The 251-nt window shown below is 51.4% G+C and carries 1 pseudogene; it reads left to right on the top strand.

Annotation, left to right across the window (positions count from 1 at the left end):
- A pseudogene (tuf, locus tag ciss_RS04720) lies at positions 1–251 on the top strand (elongation factor Tu); the annotation flags it as partial.

The following is a 251-nucleotide window of genomic DNA, read 5'->3' as shown; positions in this document are numbered from 1 at the left end:
CGGGATCTTTTAAGCACGTATGAGTTTCCCGGGGACGAAGTACCGGTGGTAGCAGGATCGGCGTTAAAGGCATTAGAGTGTGGCTGTGGCAAAGAAGATTGTCAGTGGTGCGGCAAGATCTTAGAGTTAATGAACAAGGTAGACGAATACATTCCGACACCGCAGCGGGATGTAGATAAGCCGTTCTTAATGCCGGTAGAGGACGTATTTACCATTACCGGACGGGGGACGGTAGCAACCGGACGGGTAGA

This window comes from Carboxydothermus islandicus, from assembly GCF_001950325.1.
Lineage (GTDB): Bacteria > Bacillota > Z-2901 > Carboxydothermales > Carboxydothermaceae > Carboxydothermus > Carboxydothermus islandicus.
Note: the sequence above shows the minus strand (reverse complement) of the source record. Positions and strands in the feature narration are given on the sequence as shown.